Here is a 19,931-nt window from a genome sequence, read left to right as displayed (position 1 = left end):
GTTTCACTCCACTGTGTATGGATATCACTCAGGAGTTTTGCTTTTTGAGAAACTCCACCAGTGGTTTTGTGGAACCAACGCGATGGCGATGACAGCAAGTTGCGAGAGCATAAACAGGCCCAACGCTTTCAGGACTCCTTCGGTAAACCCATACGAATGCAGTCCAACGCCGAGCTCGTTCACACCAAACCAGGACCAGCTGGTGACGATGTTCCCGCCGATCGCGAGCATTGCCAGACCACGGTCTTTGACCATGCCTCCCCAGCGCGCGTGTAAGACGAGTGCGTTCCAGAGCACGATGATTAACGCGCCGTTTTCTTTGGGATCCCAGCCCCAGAAGCGGCCCCAGGAATCGTCGGCCCACAGACCGCCGAGCACGGTGCCAAAGAAACTCAGGATGATCGCAAAGCAGAGGACGCCGTACAACATGCGAATGATCTCTTTGCCTGCGCTCGCTGTCATGCGGGGAGTACAGGTGCCCCACAGGATATAGAACAGACCCAGCAGCCCGGCGACAAAAGTGGCCGCATATCCCAGTGTGATACAGACCACGTGGGTTGCCAGCCAGAACTGTGTGTCTAAGACTGCCTGCAGCACAGCAAACGTGTCGCCATCCCCGGCGAGCATGTGGGCAATCAGCAGTGTCGAGAATCCGGCGACCGAGGCCAGTAAACTGCCGATACCCAGTCGATTCATTTTTTCAATGACGATTCCCGCCAGCACGGCACCCCAGCCAATAAAGACAGCCGAAGAATACAGGTTGGTGACCGGTGGTCGTCCCGAGATATAAATCCGTCCAATCAACGCGAGTGTGTGGACAAAGAATGTGAGGCAGATCAGCCAGAACGCCGCGTTGCCCAGAGGTCTGGTCCAGAACAGGAACGAGAAACAGACCATCACAAATGCGAAAATGTAGAGCACCGAGCAGTAATAAAAGGGTTCGAAGTGATTGAAGAACGCTTCGAAATTGATTTTGGACAGGCTGGTGTGAGGCAGATCCGCTTTGTGCTTGTTCAACCAGATCTGGTAATTGCGGACTTCTTTATTGAAGGTACTGACATCATCACTGGCATAGGCGACGAGGATTTTCGTCCAGGCCTGTGTGGCTTCGTTTTCCTTTTCCTTGGCAAAACTGGCTTTGACCAGATCGCGGGTCCAGGCATACGAATAGGTTTGCCAGTCCTTATCTTCCTCGCCTTCACCTCCCGGAGGAATGGCGCGAGGAGGATTGCGACGTTCCAGCGCCCCATGGCGGCGGATCGCTTCGATCAGGTCATCACGGGCTGACTCAGCCCGGATTTCCGGTGGCTTGAATGATTGGATCAGCAGGTCAACGGTGCCGATTTTCTTTTCCAGATCGAGTACGCGAGACTGATACAATGTCGCTTTTCCTTTACCCGCCTGTCGTGCCAGTTCAGACTGTTTGGAGAGTTCGGGAATTTTTTCGATAAAGTCGTCAAACGAATAACGGAAGCCAGCACGTTTTTTCAGACCCAGCGTGTGTAATAACTCAGGATTCTCAATGCGGACCACTTCGTATTCGAAGGCATCACTGGGCTTGGCAATGGTGTCCAGGAACCATTTGATAGCGGGATATTTTTTCGTCGTCGTCTTTTGTTTCTCTTTTTTAGTCACTTTAGAATCGGAAGTTTCTGGATTGTCTTTGGATTCTTTTGCTGCTTCCGTTTGCTCTTCTGCTGCAATCTCTTTTGATTTGGTGGTGACAATATTGCCATCTTCATCATATTCAACCGTAAAATCCTGTCGGCCGGTAATGATTCGCAGACTGTTGCGGGCCAGGGTATCTACAGGCTTGGTCCGGCCTTCATACAAAATCGGCAGTTGCCCGAATTCGTAAAGGTTCATTTCATTGGATTCCGGTTTGGGCACACGGGTTTTGCTCATGAGATAGCCGCCAAAGACCACGACAATCATAATTGGGATCAGGTAATGAGCCATGAAAGCCTGCAGACGTGCCCGGTCCTGCCAGGCCGGATCATTTTCTTTTCCTGGAGGCAGTAACTCATCGACGGCAGTTGGTTCATTTCGCTGTTTTTCACGACGGTTCAGGAACCGCAGCAGCGTAATCATGAAGTGATACAGCATGCCGACCACCACGATCATGCAGGAGACGTAAGGAATCATCCAGCCGACATTGTTGACGACGGACAGAGTCGTCATTTCCTTCCCGGTGGCTGGATCTGCGTGATAGCCGCTCTGGTAAAATGTATCTCCACTGTAACGCAGCGGGTTGTTCATCCAGACTTTGATTTCCCGGTCGACGTTGTTGGTCGGGTCCACCAGTTTGATGTCGGAGGAATAATTCATTACCGTATTGGTGCCCGCGTAATCATCTTTGCGGACATCGTTGAGCGTGACGGAATAAGGTTTATAATACCGTTTGAAACGCAGGTAGAGCTGATAAGGCGTGCCATCTACGACCACTGGCTGTCCGATTTCCTGGAGCGCCATTTCCAGGTCGAGCAGGTAGATCCCCAGAGACTCAGACGTTTTTTTATCAATCACTTTGATATAAGCAGCCGGAGTGTCGACGCCGCCACCCATATCAGTACCGGAGGCACTCCGCATCGGTAATGCGATCCAGTCCATTCCGATCCCGGCTGTGGCAGGATTCTCAGTCTGTTTCTTCTCTTCGGGAGTCAAAGAGCTTACTTTACGCAGGGACGCATTCGGATAGTATTTGACCAGCTCATAGTCGAAGGGGAGTTTCGGATCAGAGACAACTTCTCCCTGTTTGGCCAGCAGAATCGACTTGGGGATGATGGTGACCTTGTCTTCTTTGGGGTCAGTCTCATCAATGATCGCCAGTTCAATCTCGCGGATATCATGTACGAAGTTGGTGGTTTCTCCTTCGGAGATCGTCATCTGAGTTTCAACGGCCATCGTGCCGACAATCAGTTCGCTGAGCATCATCAGGCCGACACCCGCATGTAGCAAAACAACGCCGGCCCGTTTCTTGAACAGGAAAATGCAACCGGAGAGCAGGACACATCCCGCAAAAGTCGCTTTGACCAGCTGCCACAGAATCCGCATGGAGGCGTCACTGAACCGCGCCGCCTGTCCCTGAGAAATAGACCAGGCTAATAGACAACCCAGCAGAATCGTGAATCCCAGGATTAAGCCTCGCTCTGCTCTGCGATGTTTATCGATGTAAAAAAAGAGGACGCAGCCTGCGACTGTCGCCATCCCGATTCCCGCTTGCAGCAGCCACCATAAGGCCAGCCAACTCAACAGCGAATATCCCTGGAAACCATCTTTGTTGGCACCACTGGCAATCACCAGCCAGGTGATCAGCGATCCCACGGCGATAATCGTCCAGCCGATGGTTCGCTCTTTGCCTTTGGCCTGAACCTTAAAACGAATGAAGTGGGCAGCGAACAGGTTGATGCCCATCATGAAGCCGATCAGCCAGCCACCGGGGAAGTAGATAAAGCCGGGGATATTCTGCTGGTCGAGGTTCGGAAAAAAGGAGGGAGGGAAAAAGATTTTGAATTCAATTTTGGCAATGCCTGTGCGGAAGTATTCGTCGATCACAACCCAGATGTCTTTATTCACCTGCGCCAGGGTGCCCGCCAGGATGATAAAGATGGCCATTGCGAACAGCACCACGGTCAGTCTCAACGAAGCCAGAGGCGTCAGGAACTTCAGAAACGTCTTGTTGAAGTTCGCTGAACCGGAGTCGGATCCGAGTGTGGCAGGTTCGTTTGATTGATCGGGAAGGGTATTGGTGGCCATGATTTTATCCTGAATTGAAAACTCAAGTATAATGTTCGTTGAGTAGGGTGGTCGTCAACTGTTATTCAAACCGGATCGATTGTACGAACTGTTTGAAGCGTTCTTGTTCCTGTTCGGCCAGTTTGACCGGCCCGGTGAATTTCACAAACCAGGCGAGGTTATCCCGGTAGAAGATGGCTCCTAATATCGCGATGCGTGGTTTTGCATCTTTGGGGCCAATCAGTTTGACATAAGTGGCTTCCAGATCGCCGAGCTGCAGTTGCTCTGACTGTTGGGGAAGTTCGGCTTCAGTGATGTCTTTCAGTTTGACCTGACTCCGCCAGCGATTGATATTCAAAAGTAACGGATTACTCTCTCCGGTCAGATCGATGATGGTGACTTCAGCGGTTTCGTCGCCACTGGTGATGTTAAAGGCGGCTTTTCTCATGCCGCCACTGCGACCCGGTTTCCAGCCGGCGGGTGTTTCGTATTTGATTTGGGCAGCAGCCGGAGGATTCGCCGGTCCTGCTGCAGGGCCTCCCGGTCCGCCCATCATGCCCGAGGCGAACGGGGCGCGGCTCATGGGATTGCCGGCCATCATTCCATTCAGACTGACGACTGAAATCGTCTGCTCCCCTGACTTCAGCGTGAATAATTCCGTGTCGAGCGCGGGTGACCTGTCGGCAGCCGCCTTGATCTCCTCTGCAGAAATTGAATCCAGGCCCACCTGCCCGCGCCAGCGGTTGATGTTGGAGAGTAAGTCCTCTGTTTGATCACTGCCCGCGGGAAGGGGAATCACGGACAGCTCCACAGCAGGGTCTGTGTCTTTGACTTTCAGAGTCGCAAATCGCATGGAACTGCCTGGTTCCTGTGTCCAGTTATCGGGCAGCTTCCATTCTGGTTTGTCATTACTGATTGTGACGGATTTCATAAACTGAATGAAGGTATCGAATTCCGCTTTGACCTGATCCGGTTCCCCGGTCATTTTGAAAAACCAGTTCTGCGGACTGCCGGGCACAATGGCCGCCAGCATACGCGTTGGTTTCGCAGGGGCAGCCGTCATGTCAGGCAGAGCAGAACTCTGTGAAGAGGCACCCTTGGAAACGGTATAAGAAGTGATTTCTTCCTGTTTGCGGCAGCCGGCTGTCAGGGACAGGAACGCGATCAGAGTTACGAGGCATATCTGTTTCATGTGTCTCAATCGAATAGAGGGTATTTGTCTGTCGTTTCTGCTGTGGCTCTGTGTTGCTTATCTGGGCGGCTGAACCGGGAATTGATTCCTCAGCCTGAAATCAATTCAGCAGGGCCTGACTGATGGTGTTACGGATACTTATAGAGTCACAGAAAGAGATTCTGTAAAAATGTACAAGGTGGGTGGTTTAAGAAAGAATATCTTTCTGCAGGGGTGTAAGTCTTTTAATAATTATGCTTTATGCAACTTCATCCCACCCCGTTATCAGCGTGGAGCATCAAGGGCGGACATCTACTCTATTATAGTTGTCCGGGAACAGAAAAGTACACAACCAGTTCCGGCCTGCTCCTAAAAACCTCTGCATTCTCTCAGTTCCGTCACCACAATCGGTCTGTAGAAACGACATCAAAAAAATCGCGAAATTCAAGTAAAAATTACAATGCCTTGCAAAAAAGTCACCAAAATCATTTCTCTGAGAGCCGATTGTAAAAGCTTCCAGAGAAAATTCTATTTACAAGGAATTCTCTTTAATGTATTTACGCATTCCGGCGAATTTTTCGCGAAATAATTTAGCTTTCTGGTACACCAGATGCGTGATCTTTTAACTGACCCGTCACAAATGGGACTCTGCTCCCGTTTCTCAATGATATAAGTACACAGGTACGGAACCGACAATTCAAGTGATTCAGAGCAGTTGGTCAGGAAGACCGGGCTCGATTCCCCTTTAAACTACCCATATCGCCAGCAGTCTGCTGGTTAAAACCGTTAGGCATGGAAGCCGCATAGTGAAACTATTTTCACAGACATCGCCTGTTGAGACATTCAACCAGGCTGTGAATATTCAGACTGTCGAATCTCTTCAGAGCTTAAGAGGGTTCCCGCAGTTTATCACTCACGCTGCTTCTCTGCTATCGGCGACCTTTCAGGTTGCCTGCTCTCAGCCACAATCATGTTCTGATGCCTGGGTTGAGCTAAGAGAGAATACCCCTTTATCTGAATTTAAAACGCCTTACGCGTTGAAACCAACCTTTTTGAGGAGTTGGTAGATGAGGTTTTTGACGACAGCCTTTCTAACAGTTGTATTGCTTTCCGGATCAGCACACGCAGCGGCACCCAAAGGTGTGCTGTTGGACTTTACTGCCACCTGGTGCGGGCCCTGTCAGAAAATGAGTCCCTTAATTTCACGTTTAAAGCGTGAAGGTTATCCGATTAAAAAAGTAGACGTCGATCAGGAACCGGATCTGGCGAAACGTTTTAACATTGAGAGTATTCCGGCGTTTGTACTGGTGGTGGAAGGCAGAGAGGTCGCCCGTTCTGTGGGCTCAACGACCGAGAGCAACCTGAGAAGAATGCTGGCCCGCATTCCCAGCTCAGAACCCGAACAACCTGCTCGTGAAAATCCCGTTGTTTTCGCTGCCAATGAGAATCGACTCAGCAAGTCTGCAGAGACCCCCATTCAACTGACACAGAACGAAACCAAACCGGAAAAGAAATCACGCGGCTTTAATATCCCCTTCTTTGGTAAATCTAAAGCAGAAGAGTCAGTTCCGGTGGAAGAACCAGTGATCCGTGCTCAGTTTGGCGATTCCGCCAATGATCCGCTGGCAGATACGGCTCCCCAACGCGAAATTATTAACTTTCGGGCCAGCACGGTTCGCATTCGTGTCAAAGACAAGAAAGGCATGGACCTGGGATCAGGAACCGTAATCCACAGTGCCATTGGTCGCACATTGATTATGACCTGCAGCCACATCTTCAGTGAACTGAAAAGTGATTCGGTGATCGAAGTGGATGTCTTCCAGGGAGAGAAGTTTGATACCTACGTGGGAACGCTGGTTCGCTACAATATGCAAGCCGACGTGGGTCTGATTTCCATTCCCACATCAGGCGTGGTTTCCGCCGCAAAAGTGGCTGGTATTGAACGGGAAGTTAAAGCGGGCGATGTTGTCGCCAGCATCGGCTGTAACGGTGGTGCACTTCCCACACTGGAAAAAATTCAGGTGACAGAGCTGAACCGCTTTCTGGGTCCCGACAATATCGAATGTACGGGCATGCCTGTGCAGGGACGTTCCGGTGGCGGTTTGTTTGATCGCTCCGGTCATCTGGTCGGTGTCTGCTTCGCTGTGGAAAAAGATGAGAAACGTGGTCTGTATGTCGGACTGCCTATGATTCATAAACTGCTCGACGAAGCCCAGCTGACGGCCATCTATAAAGAACCCGCTGTCGCAGAGACCGTACCCGAAGTCAAACTGGCGATGAGCGAAACGCCCCGTGAAATGGCACCCGCTCCCAACCAGGAAATCCTCGATGAATTTCTGGAACGTGCCATGCCCACCGGTCAGCCGGTCGCATCAGGTACCACGGGTAACCCCGATCTGAATCAGCTGCAGGCTGCCCTCGACCAGGCCGGCGAAGCGGAAGTCGTCTGCATCATCCGTCCTCTGAATAAGCCACAATCGGCGAGCCGGGTTGTGATCATCAACAAAGCCAGTTCGAAATTCGTCTCTTATCTGTCAGGTGAAGTGGAAAATCAACCCATGCCGACTTCGGCCCGTTTTCAACCGGCAGAAAAATTGAGCGCTGCAGATCAACCATTACGAAATCTGCAGGAAGAGCGTATCAGTCGCAGCCTGCCCCGCACCGCCCGGGTCAATCGGGTGCAGAGGAATGCAACGCAACCCGAAGTCACGGGTTTTCGCACTCCTTCATCCTTCACTCAGACCGCCAACAAAACAACAGTCTCCCGTGAAGAACGTCAGGGCAAAATCCAGGAAGTAGAACAGCAGCTGCGACGCTATCGTCGTTCTGCGGATTCGCATCGCTGATTCGATTTTAGTAAAAGAGATCACAAACAGAACACCAGCCAGAAAAGCAGACGACTTTTCTGGCTGGTTTTTTTGTTTTTTGCTCTCAGACTTTTGTTCTGGTGTCATGCTTCTTTAAAATGAACAGACTGTGATTGACCACAGTTGAATTCATTCCACGGGGGCACCCCGTTGCCTGTCACCAGGAGACATCACGTGAAGACGTTATTTAAGCTGGCTGCCTGCCTGAGCCTGATTCTGATCTCAGCTACTTCACTGTCCGCGAAAGATCTGAACCTGCAACTGCGTTATCAGCAGGAAACAGAAAAAGACTCCGGTCGCTTTCATCGGCTGCAGCGTTCGGAGAGCTGGAAACCATCTGAGACCGCGATCATCGTCTGTGATGTCTGGGATTATCACCACTGCCTGAATGCCGTTAAGCGACTCGAACAGTTTGCCCCGCGTCTGGATCAGTTGCTACAGACGGCCCGTGCTGAGGGGGTGACCATCATTCATGCGCCCAGTGACTGCATGCCCGCTTATCAGGATCATCCCGCGCGCATGCGTGCCATGCAGGTCACCTTTAATGGCCCTGTGCCTGCAGGCATTGAAAACTGGTGCTCGAAGATTCCCGCTGAAGAACGCGCCGTCTATCCCCTCGATCAGTCCGATGGGGGAGAAGACGATGACCCAGAGGAGCACGCCGCCTGGGCTAAAAAACTGAAAGACCTGGGACGCAATCCCGCGTTACCCTGGAAGAGTCAGTCCCCCCTGATCACAGTCGACAGCGAGCAGGATTTCATCAGTGACAAAGGGGATGAAGTCTGGCGGATTCTGGAGAGCCGCGGAATTAAAAATGTGATTCTGACTGGTGTGCATACCAATATGTGCGTCCTGGGACGCCCGTTTGGATTACGACAGCTGAAACAGAACGGCAAGAATGTCGTCCTCGTACGCGATCTGACCGACACGATGTATAATCCCGAGCGCTGGCCTTACGTCAGTCACTTTACTGGCAATGACCTGATCATTTCCCACATCGAAAAATATGTCTGCCCGACGATGACCAGTGATCAACTGCTGGGTGATCAGGCATTTGTTTTCAAAGAAGACAAGCGGCCACATCTGTTAATCGTGATGGCGGAAGCTGAATATGATACGAACGTCAGTCTGCCAAAGTTTGCCGCGGAAAATCTGGGCAAACACTTTCGCGTCAGCCTCGTCTATGCAGATGAGAAAGACCGAAATCTGATTCCGGGAATCGAAACCATCAACGCTGCCGACGTGGTCCTGTTCAGCGTGCGTCGACGGGTTCTGCCTGAAAAGGCGATGCAGGCGATTAAAAAATACGTGAAAGCCGGTAAGCCCGTTGTGGGAATCCGCACTGCCAGTCATGCCTTTTCTCTCCGTGGAAAAGAACCTCCTGCAGGTTACGCAGACTGGACTGAATTCGATGCCTACGTGTTCGGCGGCAATTATACAGGCCATCATGCCAACGATCTTAAATCGATGGTGACCATCAATCCGGCGCAGAGAAAGAATCCGATCCTGGACGGCATCCCCGATAAACCATTCCCGCAGGCTTATTCACTGTATGAAGTCTCTCCGCTGGCAAAAGGCACTACCGTGTTGATGACCGCGGAAATTCCCGGCAAACCAGTCGAACCGGTCGCCTGGACCTTCCAGCGCAAAGACGGCGGTAAATCGTTTTATACATCATTGGGACACCCGGGGGATTTCAAACAGCCCGAATTTGTCAGGCTGCTGACGAATGGAATCTACTGGGCTGCCGGCCTCAATCCGGCCCAAGTCAAAGTCTCGCAAAATGTCTCGTTGAACGACGCACCTCACTGGTCCGTAGTTGAAGTCCCTGGGAACGGGACGGCAGCGAAGGCCGACCAGGGGCGCTGGTATCGTTGTGTGGTGCGTATTCCTGAAACCTGGCGCATCAGCAATTCGCTGCTGCTCAAAACGGGAAACGCTGCCGGTACGAAAGTCAACGCCTGGCTCAATGGCGTACCACTCAAACAGGCGGAGTCGGGTTTTCAGTTGGATTGTCAATCGGTTTACGGGAATGATGCCAACCTGATTGTGTTGCAGGTGACTGGTCAGGCCAATGAGACTGATTTTGGATCGGCACCGCAGTTGATTTGCGGTCAAATCGCACTGCGTCTGGCAGGCCGCTGGCAGTACCGGGTGGGCGATAATTCCGCATTTGCCAACATGCCTTTGCCGGCGAAATTCGGAACCGTGACGGATATTGTATTTCAACCCTGAACGAGAACAGCAGTCAGATTTATTCTGTCTCGCCCTTGAATTTCGGGCCGTTCTTGACGAAGAACTCCAGCCAGCCCGTCATCAACGCAGCGGCGATGGTTTTCTCCGACTTGTATTCAGACAGCGACTTACCCCAGTAAAAGCCAATCCAGCCGTCCGCGTATTTTCGGGACTTCAGTAAAAATTCTTCGAATTCCTGCGGCGAACTTTTGAGGGGGAATGTTTCTTCAATCACCAGGGGTTTGCCAATGTCGAAGCCTTTGAGCGTTTCCATCGCCTCCTCGACCTTGCCTGTTTCCGGATAAAGGTGCACGCAGATAAAATCGAGATGCTGACTGACCTTGTCAGGTACGAAGCCGGACCGCAGGCCGGGCCGATCCAGGCTCCAGGGAACCAGGCCGACGGTGATTAAGTGGCGCTGGTCCTGCTTATGAATCGCCTCCACGAGTGTCTTGATCCAGGCAGCAGCAATTTCGGGACGGGACCTTTTATCAGGGCTTAAGGTAATGCGCTGCACAAAATGTTTATTGCCTAAGGCAGGTCCAAGCCAGTCGGTTCCTTGTTTTTTACCAGCGTGCACGACCGGTTCATTCATCAGGTCGTAGCAGAAAATGGCCGGGCTCTTTGCACACTGTTTCGCGATCGCTTCCCAGAAAACGGCCTGCGCCTGCCAGCGTTCCTCGTCGGTCAGTTGATCGTACCAGGCGGGAACATCCTGTTTGTGATAACAGCCCAGTCCGGTCAGATCGATATAGATTCCCGTGCGTTCGGCCAGCTGCAGTAACTCACCCAGTTTCTGCAGCGTCGCATTGCGTGGCTTGTCCACGGCGGACATGAATTTGCCGAACTGGATATGGATGCGGACTACGTTCGCACCCAGTTCTTTCATCTCGGCAAAATCCTGTTCGACCTGTTTCCAGTCCGTCTGCCAGTAGTCTTCCAGCAGTTGACCCTCCCCGTTGTGGTCGTAATTAAATCCCCAGGGGACAAACGGCTTCTGAGTCTTTGAACTCACAAACGATTTCCCATCCGCGCTGATGCGGATCCAGTCGAGTTCAGCCGCCGGGAGAATTGATGAGCAGCAGAAAATCAGGACAGCGATTAGTGAGCACTTTCGCATCGTACTGTTCCTTGAATGAGAAGGGAAAGAGTCAACATGATTAGAGAAATCACCTGTCGATTTCATTTTGCTCGTCACTTCCTCAGAATGCAATACCGGTTGCCCACATCTTCCTGTGCGAAATTGATCAAAGGTCTTGAGAGTTTCCTTCAATCTGCGTATCGTAAAGAGATCTTCCTTAAACAAAACACAGAAGGGCTCCCATGAAACCGATCATTCCTGTTTGTCTGACTCTTGTATTGATGCTTGCCGGGAAATCAAATCTCTTCGCTGAGGAAACGGCGAAACCACCCAGCTATGAAGTTGATTTACGTGTTGTCACGGAAGGCTTTGATGGCAAAACCTGCTGGGTACAGGCCCGCACCGGTGCGATTCCTCAACCGGGGCCGTTCCCGGCAACCGTGGTCCTGACAATGCAGAAAGTGCTGTTGAGCGGTTCGGACGTGTTCTATGCCCTGAATGAGATGCGTACCACAGATGGGGAGAACTGGGTCGGACCGATCAAGCATGAGACTTTAGCACGACGGCGTCTGTCGGATACACAGGAGATTGCGGTCTGCGATTTCACGCCGGGCTGGCATGCCAAAACCAAAAAGCTGTTGGGCACCGGGCATACGGTTCGCTACGAAAATAATAAGGTAATGCACGTCCGCAAGCGGAGCGTGGCTTATTCGGTCTACAATGAACAGGATCATACCTGGTCCGACTGGACCACCATGAGCATGCCGGACGAACCCCGGTTCGAAAGCTGCGGCGCCGGTTCCGCCCAGCGAGTTGATCGGGAAGATGGCAGCATTCTTCTGCCCGTCTACTTCAAGAAAAAAGGAGCCAAGCAGTACAGCACCACGGTGGTGTTATGCGACTTTGATGGCGAGAAGCTGACTTACAGAAAGCATGGCAGCGAACATACGATTCCCGTCAAACGCGGCTTGTATGAACCTTCCATCACGAAGCACCAGGATAAGTTTTATCTGACAATGCGGAATGACGAGAAAGGGTATGTCTCAGTCAGCGATGACGGGTTGAATTATTCTGAGCCGATCGTCTGGAAATTTGATGACGGCCAGGAACTGGGGAATTATAACACGCAGCAGCACTGGGTGACGCACAGCGATGGTCTGTTTCTGGTCTATACCCGACGGGGCGCGAACAACGACCATGTGTTTCGGCACCGAGCCCCGCTGTTTATGGCAGAGGTGGATCCCCAGACCTTACAGGTGAAACGCAAAACGGAACGAATCATTGTGCCGGAAAAAGGGGCGCGGATGGGAAATTTCGCCGTTGTGAATGTCAGTCCGAACGAAACCTGGGTCACCGTAGCCGAATGGATGCAGCCGGTGGGCATCGAAAAATATGGCAGTAACAACCGGATTTATACCGCCCGCATCAAATGGTCGAGGCCTTCACAGACTGATTAAAACACGGAACCTAATCTTGATGGCTGACTAACTCCTTCAGCGTCTGCATCAGGGTCGTTTCCACTTCGGGAGCGGTGCGTGAAACGCGACCGGTTTCATAACCTCCCTGTGCATACGCGATCGTCGTGCCAATGTAACCGGGCCCCTGATCTCCGTACGCGGCCATGCAGACAAAATCATCCGGCGCCATCTTCTGTGCTGCCAGTTGATATTCCACGAACAGTTCACCGGGCATATGAACGATTTGGGCGGAACCCAATTGCAGCCGGGTGATGTCAATGGTTTTGCCTGCTTTGGTGCGCTGCAGATAATTCAGATCGCGGGCAGCCCGGATGCGATCGGTGCGCTTCGCTTGCGGGTTCTTTAAGATGCCGGTTAAAGCGGCTTCATTCAGTGAGTCTCTCAATGGAAGGAGCACCGATTTGACTTTCCAGTTCACGTCTTCTGCTGAGAGTGGTGATTTTTTTGTCGACTCCCAGGCTTGTTTCATTCCGTCTGCCAGGCGTTGTGCCAGCAGGGGGCGGTTTTTCGGATCGCCGTTATTGTATTTCCCTGCACCAATATTTCCGCCAGCGCCGTTGAAGTGAATGTGTAACGTCCCCGGCGTCTGTTTTTCATGAATCGCGCGGGCCAGACCGACGGTGTCACAACTGACGCCTCCCTTTCCGTAATAGCTTTGGGGATGCGTCGCATAATAACTGAGGGCGACCAGTGGCTCGTCTTTATTCCACAGACTGAGTACGCGAACGTAAGGGTCGATGGTCCCTTCCGGGGCCGCAATCGCAGCGGGATTACGGGAGGAACTGAAGCGGACGATTTTGACTTTTCCATCGGTGCCCAGAATGCGGCGGTTCGAGGCAAACTGCGCGACTTTCGCTTTGCCTGTCCCCACATGTGTGACAGGTTGTGGATGTGACAGACTCTGTTTCGCTGCCGCAATGGTTCGCGACATGACATCTTCTACGTAGGCGGTATCATACATGACTTCTTTCAAGCCATTCTGTTCCAGCAGGGCATTCGTCGAAATATCGACTCCCGGCGAGTCATGCTGATGCAGGCAATGAATCGCACAGCGGTCAACGGTCGTCCCCAGCGCAGACGCCAGGCGTTCTTTCCAGACATCCTGAGCACCATTATTCGCGCCCACCCAGTCGAGTGCCAGCAGGACAATCGGTTCGCCGGAGTTCAGGAAGATAATGCCCCGCGCACTGAGCGGATCGACGATTTTCTTCGCCGGCGCAACATGTCCGTAGCAAAGCGGGCTGCCAATGGGGGGCGAAATATCACATTGGAAGGTAGCGATCTGTACTGGTTTTTCCTGTGACGTTCCCGCTGCCTGAATCGCAACATTCATCATCAGTATCGAAAGCAGAAATACAGAGAGGTTGAGAACCGAAAGAGAGTAATTTCTGAACAGGGACATCAGGCTGGCTTTCTTGAGAAAATACGTGTGAGGATAGTTCTGGCTGGAAAGAGACAGTATAACAGAAAACGAGAGCGAGGCTCCAATGTTAATTTGGCTTTTCCTGCGGGATTCCTGCTGTTCTCACGTTTTCTGTTCGATCACGGTTTAATCAATGCTTCGCGTTTTTCTGGGTAATTTTGATTTCGAGCATCAACTGGCAAGTGAAGTGTATTCAATGCCCGGGGGAGCTGCACCCGCGTTAAATCTGCAACTGGCAAGCTGCTGGCTGGGCATGGCAGAAGCCGGCGATCAGATCTATCTGCCTGCTTTGGTCTCACCTGAATTTATAACTGACTTGCAGGCGGCCGGTCTGCCGGAAGTGGAGTGGATCTCAGAGTGGCCCCGCCGTGATCACGCGACTGCGCGGGAATTCGTTCCCTGGGGCTGGTCAGAAGCGTCTGCAAAACTGGCAAACGCGCAGAGGTTCACAGTAACCACTCCCGATCTGTCTGCTGTGAAAACAGTCAACTCCCGGTCCTTTTCATTTCAGTGTGAAACCGAATGGGGACTGTCACTGCCGGGCAGTTGTCAGGTCGAATGCATGGAGGAACTGCAAGCGGCGGTCGCAGAGTTGCCTTTGCAGAGGGACAGCGAGTCTACGTGGGTGCTCAAGGCTGATTTCAGTATGTCAGCGCGGGAGCGGATGCTGGGACGGGGAAGGCTGGTATCAACTCAGATCAGGGACTGGGCGAAAAAACGCTTCGCATACCAGCAGCCTCTGTTTCTGGAGGCGTGGGTGCAGCGTAGCGCGGAAGCCGGCCTGCAGTTTGAGATACCAGAGCAGGGGGAACCCGAATTTCTGGGGCTCGCTTTATTATTGTGTGATGACCGCGGTCAGTATCGCGGCAGTCGCATCTGCGTGGATGAGCAGACGCGGGAAACATGGCAGACCGCGATTGAAGTGGGGCACCGCGTCGCATTGCGGGTGCAGCAGACAGGTTACTTTGGACCCCTTGGCATCGATGCGATGCAGTTTCGCGACGAGCAGGGACAATTACAGTGGCGTCTCATTCAGGATGTGAATGCACGCTATACTATGGGACGAATGGCGTTAGGCTTTACGCGGTTTCTCGAGCCGGGACAGGTCGCAAGCTGGCTGCATCTCTCCTGGAAAGAGTCGTATGGTCAGCCCTTTTCAAAGTGGTTAAGATGTGTTGCCGACACGCAGAAATCAAGCACACGCTTGATTGCGACATCACCGGACCAGATCAACGGTCAAACGTTACGACTGGTGAATGGATTACTGATTTCTGAAACGACGGAAGAATTAGACCGGGCCGAAGAGAATCTGATGCGGGCGGTTTCTGTATTGGCAGAGACCACTTGTTGAGGTAGACGAAGCACAGAAGAGAATTGATCACGGCGTATGACCGAACAGCGGGAACCTCAACCACAACGACGCAGCTGGCCTCGTCGCTTGCTCAACCGAATGGAAGTCAATCGGGCGGTGTTTTATGCGCTGGTCGGTCGCGGCTGGCAGTTTGTCTCCGGACCGGTCACGATGCTGTTGATCATTGCATTTTTCTCCAGTGAACTGCAGGGATACTATTATACGTTTGGTGCCCTGATCGCATTACAGACCTTTGTCGAAATGGGCATGCAGGTCGTGACGCTTTATCTGGCCAGTCATGAATGGGCAAAGCTGGAAATCGATGAACGGGGTGCGCTGACCGGTGATCCGGACGCTCTCTCACGCTTGCGCAGTCTCATGCTGCTGGTCTTGAAATGGTACACCGTCGCCGGGCTGCTGTTTGTCGGCGGTATTGGAGTGGCCGGCTATTATTTCTTTTCGTCTCAACCCCCCAGTGGAGTGAACTGGCAACTCCCCTGGCTGTGTGTGGCCGGACTGACGGCACTGACTCTGATTGCCACTCCCTGTCTGTCCCTGCTGGATGGCTGCGATCAGGTTTCGGTCACCAACCGCTATCGGGCCTTTCAAAGTATTACGGGCACGCTGGTCGCCTGGCTGGTTATTTCCAGCGGAGGCGGGATCTGGACCTGTGTCGCGATTTCGGCAGTGCGCCTGTTCTGGGAACTGTGGCTGATTGGGATTCGTTATCGACGGTTTTTTGCATCGCTGCTGCCACAACGCACAGGGACGCTGGTCAGCTGGTCGGAAGAAGTCTGGCCTCTCCAATGGAAGCTGGCGGTGCAGGCGATGGCGACCTACTTCACCAGTGCGTTTGTCATTCCGTTGATGTTTGAATACCAGGGACCCGAAGTCGCCGGCCGACTGGGGCTGACCTGGACGGCTTTGATGACACTGCAGATGGCCACCTTTGCCTGGTTGCTGGCGCGGGCTCCGTTATTTGGTTCGCTGGTGTCGCAGAATAATATTCCTGAACTGAACCGTGTCTTTCGAAGATTGGCACAGGTTTCCACCATGGTGCTGCTGGCGGGAGGCACTTTGTTCTGTCTGATCGTCTGGGGGCTACAGCTGCTGCAAGGTTCAAAGTTACCCGCGGGCTGGGACGTGCTGGAACCGGTCTGGTATCTGATCCAGAAACTGCAGCAACGAATTCTGCCACTCTACCCGACGATTTTATTGACGCTGGCCATCATTCCCATTCATATCTCGCAGTGCGTGATGGCATATATTCGGCCGTTTAAACAGGAACCCTTTCTGTTTTTGAACACGTTGACTCAGCTGATTACGGGAATGCTGGTCTGGTATCTGGGAAAAACCTACGGACCGGTGGGCGCCGGCTGGGGGTTTCTCCTGGCAGGCTATCTACTGACGATCCCCGGGTTTCTACTCATTTTGCAGCGATTTGTTTCACAGCGGAAATAATTGATCTTTCGCTGGCGGCTGAGTGAAGAGTCCGTGTGCCGCAGTTTCGTCAAGAAAAAAGTTGACAGTTCGGATTTCTGATTTTACTATCAGTAGATATTCATCCATTCATTGCGTACTCGTTGTTATTGTCTGATTTCATTTCTATCCTCAATCAGGTTCGATGCCCGAACAATGATCCTTTGCTGAAGCTGGTTTCCGGCAGTCACGGGCATCTGTTACGAGTACTTTGATGTTGCTTCTGATTAATTCGCCTGCATTTTCAGGATTCATGCTGCAATAGAACGAATCAAAATATATCAAAAAAGGAGTGCTCATGATGCGATGGTTTATGAAACGAAGTCACTTGTTCGTCCTGTTGCTGTGCATCTCGGCGGGCTGGGTTTTGATGACCGTCAGCGCGGAAGTGGAACAGAACACCAGAGCCGCGAACCCCGAGACTTCATGTGAGTTGGATCACAATATCGTAGGGCAAGATGTCCTGGTCAGTTCGCAGAAACATCAACCACTTCAACTGGCTCAAAAGCAGACAACGGCTTCGGAAATCCAGATCATTCAGCCCTTCTATCCGCCTCTGACCAGGAGTGAGGAGACAATTCAGAAGGAACTTAATACCAAAACCAAAGCGGACTTTCCCCATGTTCCTTTATCTGAAGTGATGGATTTCTTTCAAAACCAGCACGGGATTAACATTTATCTGGACGCGCTGGCACTAAAGCAGGATGGTCTCACTGTAGAAGAACCTGTGAATGTGTCGCTGAGCGGGATTTCACTCAAGTCCGCGTTCGACATCATTCTGAGACCTATCGGCCTGGATTATGTCATCGATCAGGAAGTGCTGAAGATTACGACGATTGAAGAAGCCAATCGTATTTTGAAAGTACGGATTTACCCAGTCGCCGACTTAGGCAATTCGCCCGAGGAATTCCAGGCGCTCGAAAACGTGATCCGCAATACCTGCCTTCCGTCTTCAGCGACACGACAAAAAACCTATCCGGTCGATGATCTGGTAATTGGTGGCTCCAGGAAATCAACCAGGAAATCGAAGGTACAATATTCAAGTCGCAGTATTTCCGTCGTTCCCCAATGTCAGGCACTGGTGGTGAATGAAACGGATCGAGTGCATTTCAAAATAACGGAGTTACTAAGTCAGCTCAGGCAGGTCAGCAAAGCTCAGAAAGGCCAGAGTTCTGAGGTGGAGTGAATCTCTGAAGTCATTTTTCAAAACAGGGGACTGGTTATGAGTAGGTTACGAAAACAGAATGTTTTTGCTGCAATGCTTGTTTGTGTGGCTGTGGGCTGCGACGCGATGGCGATGGCAGAAGTGAAAAAAAATGCTGCGACTTCTGCTGTAAAGAAGCCTGTCACCCAGAGTATGATCGCATTTCAGGAGGCGGCACCAGAGCAACAGAAGCAGAAACCACAGGAGACTTCAGCGAAAAAGCCGACGGTGAATGCCATTTCAAAAAAGATTGCGCCGGCAGAACAAAAAAAAGCAAAAGGAGTAAAGCCGGTCTTCTACCCGGCGCTCACGGCGCGCGAGCAGACATTCGAAGTGGCGCTGAAGATGAACACAGACGCCGAGTTTGTGGAAACACCCCTGGAAGATGTGGTTACCTATTTTAGTGAGAGACATAAAGTACCGATTGTGATCCAGGCGAAAGATCTGGAGAATAATCTAGGAATCACAGCCGATGAACCCATTGATGCGATTTTTGCAGAAATCAGCCTCAGCGATGCGCTACTGCAAATCCTGGATCCGCTGGATCTGACGTTTATCGTCGATCGGGGGTTAATTCAGGTCCTCTCAAAAGAGTCAGCATCCGAAACGTTTAAAACCAGAGTGTATCCGGTGGGCGATCTGTGCATCATTGATGAAGATTACCTGGTTCTGGGCACATCCATCCAGAATGCCAATCTGGGTAGCTGGAAATCTATTCGCATCAATACCACATTGAGTAATTCAAATCCCAAGCAGGGACAGAAAGGACATGCCGGCTCAGGATTCTTTAGCGTTCAAGGCGCATCAGGTGGTGGCCTGGGCGGTGGCGGCGGTTTTGGCGGCGGTTTTGGTGGCGGTGGATCACAGGCTGTTTACGCGGATGAACCCGGAGGCACGATCTCTGTGGTGCAACAGTCGCACGCGCTGGTGATCAGCCAGACCTATCACGCCCACAATGCGATTGTCGAATTACTGACACAGCTCCGTCAGGCTCAACAGGACAATGAATAGTATAATCAATCAAAGAATCGGCTGAAAATTTACGAGTCGAATTAATCCCTGAGAGGGCATATTGATGAGTAGAAATCAGAAACATGGTCGTTCCTGTTTACCGTCTGTAGGTATGGGAGCATTGTTAATCGGGGCATTGACGCTGGCAGTTCAGGCAGAAGAAAAAACAGCGACGCCGGAAAAGAAAGTCGAACTCCCCAAAGTTTCTATGAAAGCCCAGCCCGTCTTTTATCCCGTGTTAACCAAACGTGAAGAACTGATCGACAGCATGTTGAAGCGGGATACCCATGCAAATTTTCCCAAGATCCCTCTGTATGAAACGATGGTATATTTTTCGGAGTTGCATAATATTCCGATTCTTCTGCAGGACAAATATCTGGAAGAGGCCGGCGTAACCCGGGAAGAAATCATCGATGTCAAATTCACAGAGCAATCCCTGCAAAATGTGCTGGATTATATTCTGGACCCTCTCGATCTGACGTATGTGGTCGACAAGGAAATGGTTCTGATAACTACAAAGGAACGAGCGGCGCGAATGTTTAAGACGCGGGTCTATCCCGTGGGCGATTTATGCGGATCCAGCCCGGATGGCTATGCCGCCCTGGAACTGGTAATTCGCAACGCGCGCCTCGGAGAGTGGAAACCAAGTGGCATTGACCAGCTGGCCCCCATTTATGGTTCCTCCGGCCAGGATGCCCAGGTCTATAACTTCCAGTTTAAAGGGGGGACCATTTCGATACATGAACCGAGTAAATCACTGGTAATCGGCCAGACATATCATGCACACGAAGCGATTGTGAAACTGCTACAGAATCTGAGACAAGCCCAGGCGGCGCAGTCGAATTCAACAGGGAGTCGCTTTTAAAATAACAACACACAAAAATGAAGAAGGCCGA

General features: G+C 51.7%; 12 protein-coding genes. 8 read left to right on the top strand and 4 right to left on the bottom strand.

What is annotated here, in order from left to right:
- Nucleotides 1-24 precede the first annotated feature (24 nt).
- Nucleotides 25-3,756, bottom strand: a complete 3,732-nt coding sequence (gene ccsA, locus Pan161_RS14075) for a cytochrome c biogenesis protein (RefSeq protein WP_145228006.1) — start codon at nucleotides 3,754-3,756, stop codon at nucleotides 25-27.
- A gap of 61 nt (nucleotides 3,757-3,817) precedes the next feature.
- Nucleotides 3,818-4,927, bottom strand: a complete 1,110-nt coding sequence (locus Pan161_RS14070; RefSeq protein ID WP_145228004.1) for a hypothetical protein — start codon at nucleotides 4,925-4,927, stop codon at nucleotides 3,818-3,820.
- 1,046 nt (nucleotides 4,928-5,973) lie between these two features.
- On the opposite strand from Pan161_RS14070, the gene Pan161_RS14065 reads away from it, so the two are divergent.
- Together Pan161_RS14065 and Pan161_RS14060 are read left to right on the top strand one after the other, a co-directional pair.
- Nucleotides 5,974-7,752, top strand: coding sequence for a thioredoxin domain-containing protein (locus Pan161_RS14065; protein WP_145228001.1), 1,779 nt, complete (start codon nucleotides 5,974-5,976; stop codon nucleotides 7,750-7,752).
- Between the two features lie 195 nt (nucleotides 7,753-7,947).
- Entirely contained in the window at nucleotides 7,948-10,008 is a 2,061-nt protein-coding gene (locus tag Pan161_RS14060; protein WP_145227999.1) for an isochorismatase family protein, read from the top strand.
- Nucleotides 10,009-10,027: 19 nt separating this feature from the next.
- Here the strand turns inward: Pan161_RS14060 and Pan161_RS14055 are convergent, their stop codons facing one another.
- On the bottom strand, nucleotides 10,028-11,128 hold the full coding sequence (locus Pan161_RS14055; protein WP_145227997.1) for a cellulase family glycosylhydrolase: 1,101 nt from the start codon (nucleotides 11,126-11,128) through the stop codon (nucleotides 10,028-10,030).
- Nucleotides 11,129-11,331: 203 nt separating this feature from the next.
- On the opposite strand from Pan161_RS14055, the gene Pan161_RS14050 reads away from it, so the two are divergent.
- Nucleotides 11,332-12,546 carry a sialidase family protein gene (locus Pan161_RS14050; protein ID WP_145227995.1) on the top strand — a complete coding sequence of 405 codons (1,215 nt, stop codon included), beginning with the start codon at nucleotides 11,332-11,334 and terminating at the stop codon, nucleotides 12,544-12,546.
- A gap of 10 nt (nucleotides 12,547-12,556) precedes the next feature.
- On the opposite strand, the gene Pan161_RS14045 is transcribed toward Pan161_RS14050, so the two are convergent.
- Entirely contained in the window at nucleotides 12,557-13,969 is a 1,413-nt protein-coding gene (locus Pan161_RS14045) for a hypothetical protein (RefSeq protein ID WP_145227994.1), read from the bottom strand.
- A gap of 154 nt (nucleotides 13,970-14,123) precedes the next feature.
- Between Pan161_RS14045 and Pan161_RS14040 the strand changes: the two genes are divergently transcribed.
- From Pan161_RS14040 to Pan161_RS14020, 5 genes are all read left to right on the top strand, one after another.
- Complete coding sequence (locus tag Pan161_RS14040) at nucleotides 14,124-15,341, top strand: hypothetical protein (protein WP_145227992.1); 1,218 nt, start codon at nucleotides 14,124-14,126, stop codon at nucleotides 15,339-15,341.
- 36 nt (nucleotides 15,342-15,377) lie between these two features.
- Complete coding sequence (locus tag Pan161_RS14035; protein WP_145227991.1) at nucleotides 15,378-16,802, top strand: polysaccharide biosynthesis protein; 1,425 nt, start codon at nucleotides 15,378-15,380, stop codon at nucleotides 16,800-16,802.
- Between the two features lie 316 nt (nucleotides 16,803-17,118).
- The gene (locus Pan161_RS14030) at nucleotides 17,119-18,006 is read left to right on the top strand and encodes a hypothetical protein (RefSeq protein WP_145227989.1); all 888 of its coding nucleotides are present in this window, start codon (nucleotides 17,119-17,121) and stop codon (nucleotides 18,004-18,006) included.
- A 36-nt stretch (nucleotides 18,007-18,042) separates the two neighbouring features.
- A complete protein-coding gene (locus tag Pan161_RS14025) occupies nucleotides 18,043-19,035 on the top strand; it encodes a hypothetical protein (protein ID WP_145227987.1) in 993 nt (330 codons plus the stop codon).
- 64 nt (nucleotides 19,036-19,099) lie between these two features.
- Nucleotides 19,100-19,900 carry a hypothetical protein gene (locus tag Pan161_RS14020; RefSeq protein ID WP_145227984.1) on the top strand — a complete coding sequence of 267 codons (801 nt, stop codon included), beginning with the start codon at nucleotides 19,100-19,102 and terminating at the stop codon, nucleotides 19,898-19,900.
- Nucleotides 19,901-19,931 lie beyond the last annotated feature (31 nt).

Origin of the sequence: Gimesia algae, from assembly GCF_007746795.1 — a bacterium.
In the GTDB taxonomy this organism is placed as follows: Bacteria; Planctomycetota; Planctomycetia; order Planctomycetales; family Planctomycetaceae; genus Gimesia; species Gimesia algae.
This window is presented reverse-complemented; position numbering and strand designations above follow the sequence as displayed.